This window comes from Rathayibacter sp. AY2B7, assembly GCF_002931635.1.
In the GTDB taxonomy this organism is placed as follows: domain Bacteria; phylum Actinomycetota; class Actinomycetes; order Actinomycetales; family Microbacteriaceae; genus Rathayibacter.
Genome location: NZ_PSUC01000144.1, coordinates 1 through 6,500 on the forward strand (window position 1 = coordinate 1; position 6,500 = coordinate 6,500).

Here is a 6,500-nt window from a genome sequence, read left to right on the forward strand (position 1 = left end):
AGGGGATGCGCAGCGCGGCGAAGATGTCCTCGTAGAAGCCGCGGCCACCGAGCAGGAGCTCGTGCACGATCTTGAGGAACTCGCCCGAGCCGGCGCCCTGGATGACGCGGTGGTCGTAGGTCGAGGTCAGGGTGATGGTCTTGCCGATGCCCAGCTCGACCAGCGTCTTCTCGGACGCGCCCTGGAACTCCGCCGGGTACTCGAGGGCGCCGGCTCCGATGATGCAGCCCTGGCCCTTCATCAGGCGGGGGACGGAGTGGACCGTGCCGATGCCGCCGGGGTTCGTCAGCGAGAGCGTGGTGCCCGCGAAGTCGCCGGCGACGAGCTTGTTGCCGCGCGCGCGCTTGACCAGGTCCTCGTAGGCCGAGAGGTAGGCCGTGAAGCTCAGCGTGTCGGCGCGCTTGATGCTCGGCACGAGCAGGGCGCGCGTGCCGTCGGGCTTCGGCATGTCGATCGCGATGCCGAGGTTGACGTGCGCCGGGGCGACGACCGCGGGCTTGCCGTCGACCTCGTCGTAGAACACGTTCTGGCTCGGGAAGTCCTTGAGCGCGCGGATGAGCGCCCAGCCGATCAGGTGCGTGAACGAGACCTTGCCGCCGCGGGTGCGGCGCAGGTGGTTGTTGATGACGATGCGGTTGTCGATCATCAGCTTCGCCGGGATCGTGCGGACGCTCGTCGCGGTGGGGATGCTGAGGCTGGCGTCCATGTTGGTCGCGAGGCTCTTCGCCATGCCGCGGAGCGGGGTGACGACGTCCTCGTCCGGCGTCGAGTCCTCGGCGGAGGGCTTGCTCACCGGAGCGTCGGCCGGGATCGGCTGCGCCTTCGGCTGCTTCGACGTGGTGCGGGAGGCGGGGGTCGACTCGGAGGAGGAGGCCGCGGCGGGATGGGTCACGGCGCCTCCGCCGCTCGACGAGACGCGCTCGGCGGCAGCGGCGGGCTTCGAGGCGGCGGGCGCGGGGGCCGCGGCGGGAGCCGGAGCCGGAGCGTCCTTGCCGGAGTTCGCGAGCTGGGCGCCGTAGCGCTCCAGGATGGGCCACCAGGACTCGTCCACCGAGGCGCGGTCGGCGCTGTACTGCTCGTACAGCTCCTCCACGAGCCACTCGTTGGCTCCGAAGTCCTCCGCGCCCTGCTCTGTTCCTGCTCCGGTCAACTGGCTCGACACAGCCGATCGCCCACTCTCTCCGTTGATTCGTCCTCGATCATCCGGACGGGCCCGTCGCATCCCTCGGCGCCTGCCACCGCGGCGGAGGAGGTCGTCCTCGCACCAGCGGGAACCGGTGCCGTCGCCTGGTCCCGTCCCGGTCGTCAAGCCTAGCCCCGTTCCCTGCACGGCCGACCCGGGGCCGCGCCGGAGTAGCGTTTCCCCCATGCGTTTCTCCGGCGGAACACCCTCAGGCGACCTCACCTACTCGGACGTCTTCCTCGTCCCCGGCCGCTCGTCGGTGACGAGCCGCCTCGACGTCTCGCTCGCCCCGGGCGACGGCACCGGGGCGACGATCCCCGTCGTCTCCTCCAACATGAACTCGGTCACCGGTCAGCGCCTCGCAGCGACGCTCGCGCGCCGGGGCGGGCTCGGCGTCCTCCCGCAGGACATGCCTCTGCAGGCGCTGGACGCCGCGATCCGCTGGGTGAAGCGCCAGCCGGTCGCCTTCTCCGGCGCCCTCACCGCTTCGCCGGCGACGACCGTGGAGGAGGCGCTGCGCATCCTGCCGGCCGTCGCCGGCCACGGCTTCGTGGTGCAGGAGGAGGGCGGCGCGATCCTCGGCTGCGTCCCGGCCTCGCGTCTGGCGACCGCGCTGCCGGACGCGCGTCTGGGCGACCTGGTGCACTCCGCCACGCCCTCGATCGACGCCGACGACGTGCCCACCGCGCGGGCCGCCTTCGACCTCATGGTGGCCGCCGACCTCGACTTCGCCCCGGTGCTGCACCACGGCGCCCTGGTCGGCACGCTGTCGCGCACCGGCGCCCTCCGCTCCACCGTCTACGACCCGGCGCTCGACGCGGACGGGCGTCTGCGCGTCGCGGCGGCGATCGGCATCAACGGCGACGTCGAGGCGAAGGCGCGCGCGCTCGTCTCCGCGGGCGTCGACGTCCTCGTCCTCGACACCGCGCACGGCCACCAGGAGGGGATGCTCCGGGCGCTCCGGACGGTCTCCGCGCTCGATCTCGGAGTGCCGATCGCGGCGGGCAACGTCGTCACGGCCGACGCGGTGCACGACCTCGTCGACGCGGGAGCGGACATCCTCAAGGTCGGCGTCGGCCCCGGCGCGATGTGCACCACCCGGATGATGACCGCGGTCGGCCGCCCGCAGTTCTCGGCCGTCCTCGAGACGGCCGAGCGCGCGCACGAGCTGGGCGCCCACGTCTGGGCGGACGGCGGGGTGCGCTACCCGCGCGACGTCGCCCTCGCGCTGGCCGCGGGCGCCGCCTCCGTGATGATCGGCTCCTGGTTCGCCGGCACGATCGAGGCGCCGGGGGAGCTGCGCAGCGACGCGGCCGGCCGGGTCTACAAGGAGAGCTGGGGCATGGCCTCGGCCAAGGCGGTGCAGGAGCGCTTCGACCGCCTCGACGCCTACGAGCTCGCCCGCAAGCGCCTCTTCGCCGAGGGCATCTCCTCCTCCACCATCTACCTCGACCCACTGCGGCCCTCGGTCGAGGACCTGCTCGACATGATCACCTCGGGGGTCCGCTCGTCCTTCACCTACGCCGGCGCCCGGAGCGTGGCCGACTTCCACGAGCGGGCGCACGTGGGCCTGCAGTCGGCCGCGGGCTACGAGGAGGGCAAGGCGCTGCCGGTCAGCTGGTGAGCGGGCGCCGCGTGCTAGAACCGAGCCCATGACCATCGTCGACAACGCCGTGTACGTCGACGGCCGCCGCATCCGGAACCCCGACTCGCTCGAGGACACCTTCGAGCTGATGCGCGACGAGCACGGCATGGCCTGGATCGGCCTCTACCGCCCGACGCGCGAGGAGGTCGAGGCGGTCGCCGAGGAGTTCGGGCTGCACCCGCTCGCCGTCGAGGACGCGCTGAGCGGGCACCAGCGGGCCAAGCTCGAGCGCTACGACGACGGGCTCTTCGTCGTGCTGCGGCCGGCGCGCTACGCGGACGCCGCCGAGACGGTCGTCTTCGGCGAGCTGCACGTCTTCGTCGGCCCCGACTTCGTGGTCACCATCCGGCACGCCGACTCCCCGGACCTCGCCCGCGTGCGCCGCCGCCTGGAGGAGGATCCCGCCCTCCTCGCCCGCGGGCCCGAAGCGGTGCTCTACGCGATCCTCGACCAGGTCGTCGACGAGTACGCGCCGGTGGTGTTCGGCGTCCAGGGCGACGTGGACGAGATCGAGGACCAGCTCTTCGGCGACGACTCGGACGACGGGCTCTCCGAGCGCATCTACCGGCTCTCGCGCGAGGTCATCCACTTCCAGCGCTCGGTGCAGCCGCTGACCGCCCTGCTGCACGAGCTGCTGCAGGAGTCGACGCCCGTGGAGGGGGAGCCCTCGCCCTCGCCGGAGCGGATCGAGCTGCGCCGGTCCCTCCGCGACGTGCTCGACCACACCATCCGCGTGACGGAGGCGGTCGACTCCCTGCGCGCGATCCTCGACAAGGCGCTCACGGTGCACTCGACGCTCGTCTCGCGCCGGCAGACCGAGACCGGGCTCGCCCAGAACGACGTGGTCCGCAAGATCTCCTCGTGGGCGGCGATCCTCTTCGCCCCGACGCTCGTGGCCGGCATCTACGGGATGAACTTCGACGACATGCCGGAGCTGCACTGGCGCCTCGGCTACCCCTGGGCGCTGGGCCTGATGGTGCTGTTCGGCTTCGCGCTCTACGCGGTGTTCAAGCGGAAGAAGTGGCTCTGAGCCGCCGCGTCGGAGCACGCCCGGCGGCGCTCCGCGGCGGGTAGACTCGGCGCCACAATGGACGACCCTCCCTCTGCGCATCCGGCCTGTTCCGCTCACTGCCGTGCTCCTCGGACTCCCGCTCGACGCTCCGGTGCCGCCGCTCCGCCGGCCCGCACCATCCGGCCCTCCTCGCACCTCCCTCTCGTGACCGGGGGCGACCACCGTGGGAACTGAGTGGCTCCTCCTCGGCGTCGGCCTGCTGCTGACCCTGGGCACCGGCGTCTTCGTCGCCAGCGAGTTCGCGCTGGTGAACCTCGACCGGGCCGACCTCGAGGCCCGTCGCGACCGCGGCGAGACGCGCCTGGGCATGACCATCGCGGCCCTGCGCGTCACCTCCACGCACCTCTCGAGCGCGCAGCTGGGCATCACTCTCACGACGCTGCTCACCGGCTACACGATGGAGCCCGCCCTCTCGACGCTGCTCCAGGAGCCGTTCAGCGGACTCGGCATCCCGGAGGAGGCGCTCGCGCCGGTCATGACGGTGGTCGCCATCGTCATCGCGACCCTGCTGTCGATGATCCTCGGCGAGCTGGTCCCCAAGAACTTCGCCCTCGCTCTGCCGCGGGCGACCGCGAAGCTCGTCGTGCCGCTGCAGACCGCGTTCACGACGGTGTTCCGCCCGGCCGTCGCCCTGCTGAACGGCAGCGCGAACGCCCTGCTGCGCCTGGTCGGCATCGAGCCGAAGGAGGAGCTCTCGGGCGCCCGCAGCGCCGAGGAGCTCTCGAGCCTCGTGCGCCACTCCGCCAGCGCCGGACTGCTCGAGGAGGACACGGCCGACCTGCTCGGGCGCACCCTCCGCTTCTCCGCCCTCACCGCGGGCGACGTGATGACGCCGCGCCTGCGCCTGTCGACGGTCGAGCGCGCGAGCACCGCGCAGGACGTGCTCGACCTCGCCCGCACCACCGGGTTCTCGCGCTTCCCGATCACGGACGACGACATCGACGACATCGTCGGAGTCGTGCACGTCAAGCAGGCCGTCGCCGTGCCCCGCGGCAAGAGGTCCGACGTGCCGGTCACGGCGCTGCGCTCCGAGCCGCTCCGCGTCCCCGAGACCATGAAGCTCGACGTGCTGCTCACCGAGCTGCGCGGACGCGGCTTCCAGCTCGCGGTCGTCGTCGACGAGTACGGCGGCACGGCGGGCGTCGCCACGCTCGAGGACCTGGTCGAGGAGCTGGTCGGCGAGGTCGCCGACGAGCACGACCGCTCCCGGGCAGACGTCGTGAAGCTTCCCGGCTCCACCACCTTCCCCGGCATGCTCCGCCCCGACGAGGTCCTCGACCGCGCCGGCGTGCACATCCCCGAGGAGGGCCCCTACGAGACGGTCGCCGGTTTCGTGATGAGCGAGCTCGGCCGCCTCCCCGCCGTCGGCGACCGGGTCGACGTCGAGGGCGGCTCGCTGCGCGTCGAGCGCCTGGACGGCCGCCGCATCGACCGCCTCCGCTTCACGCCCGACCCCGACGCGGACCCGGACGGGATCCCCGACCCGCTCGCCGACGTCGCCCGCGGACACCGCGGACGGAAGGAGTCCGACGATGAGTGACTGGGCCGGAATCGCCTGGCTCGTGGTGCTCCTCGCCGCGAACGCCTTCTTCGTCGGAGCGGAGTTCGCGGTCATCTCCGCGCGCCGCTCCCAGATCGAGCCCCTCGCGGAGAGCGGACGCCGCAGCGCGATCACCGCGCTCGCCGCGATGGAGCACGCCACGCTGATGCTCGCGACCACGCAGCTGGGCATCACCGTCTGCTCGCTGCTGATCCTCAACGTGAGTGAGCCGGCGATCCACCACCTGCTCGAGGTGCCGCTGCACGCCGTCGGCATCCCGGACGAGCTCTCCGGCACCGTCGCCTTCGTCATCACGCTGCTGATCGTGTCGTTCCTGCACGTGGTGCTCGGCGAGATGGTCCCCAAGAACATCTCGTTCTCGATGCCCGACCGCGCCGTGCTCCTCCTGGCGCCGCCGCTCGTCGCCATCGCCCGGGTCCTCCGCCCGATCATCGTCGCCCTCAACGCGGTCTCCAACGGAGTGCTCCGCCTCTTCAAGGTGGAGCCCAAGGACGAGGCGAACAGCACCTTCACGCTCGAGGAGGTGCAGACGATCGTCGACCAGTCCACCCGCGAGGGCACGCTCCGCGACTCGACCGGGACCCTCCTCGCCGCGTTCGAGTTCACCGAGAAGAAGGTCCACGACGTCGCCCTGCCCCTCGACGGGATCGTCAGCCTCCCCAGCGGAGCGACCCCCGCCGACGTCGAGCGCGCCGTCGCCAAGCACGGCTTCTCGCGCTACGTGATCCTCGGCGAGGACGGCACCCCCGAGGGCTACATCCACCTCAAGGACGTCCTCGACCTCGACGGCGACACGGAGGGCGCCAAGTTCCGCCTCCCCGTCCCCGCCAAGCGCATCCGCCAGCTCGCTTCGATCTTCGAGGCCACCGACCTCGAGGACGCCCTCGCGATCATGCGGCGCACCGGCGCCCACCTCGCCCGGGCGTTCGACGAGCAGGGCCGCGCCACCGGAGTGCTGTTCCTCGAGGACATCATCGAGGAGCTCGTCGGCGAAGTCGACGACGCCACCCGCCGTTAGGCGCGGGCCGCGGAGGGGCCG

Annotated in this window: 5 protein-coding genes; 4 read left to right on the forward strand and 1 reads right to left on the reverse strand. The window is 72.2% G+C overall.

The features are described 5' to 3' along the window. Nucleotides 1-1,162, reverse strand: a 1,162-nt coding sequence (locus C5C27_RS16185; protein ID WP_181133571.1) for a 2-oxo acid dehydrogenase subunit E2, incomplete at its 3' end; no start/stop codon positions are given. Between the two features lie 205 nt (nt 1,163-1,367). On the opposite strand from C5C27_RS16185, the gene C5C27_RS16190 reads away from it, so the two are divergent. From C5C27_RS16190 to C5C27_RS16205, 4 genes are all read left to right on the forward strand, one after another. Beyond that, nucleotides 1,368-2,807, forward strand: coding sequence for a GuaB1 family IMP dehydrogenase-related protein (locus tag C5C27_RS16190; protein ID WP_104232785.1), 1,440 nt, complete (start codon nt 1,368-1,370; stop codon nt 2,805-2,807). Nucleotides 2,808-2,835: 28 nt separating this feature from the next. Further along, entirely contained in the window at nt 2,836-3,858 is a 1,023-nt protein-coding gene (gene corA / locus C5C27_RS16195; RefSeq protein ID WP_104224113.1) for a magnesium/cobalt transporter CorA, read from the forward strand. 205 nt (nt 3,859-4,063) lie between these two features. Next, the gene (locus C5C27_RS16200; RefSeq protein ID WP_104225499.1) at nt 4,064-5,440 is read left to right on the forward strand and encodes a hemolysin family protein; all 1,377 of its coding nucleotides are present in this window, start codon (nt 4,064-4,066) and stop codon (nt 5,438-5,440) included. After that, a complete protein-coding gene (locus C5C27_RS16205) occupies nt 5,433-6,479 on the forward strand; it encodes a hemolysin family protein (protein WP_104224111.1) in 1,047 nt (348 codons plus the stop codon). The genes C5C27_RS16200 and C5C27_RS16205 overlap by 8 nt, the downstream gene beginning before the upstream one ends. The last annotated feature ends 21 nt before the right edge of the window (nt 6,480-6,500 follow it).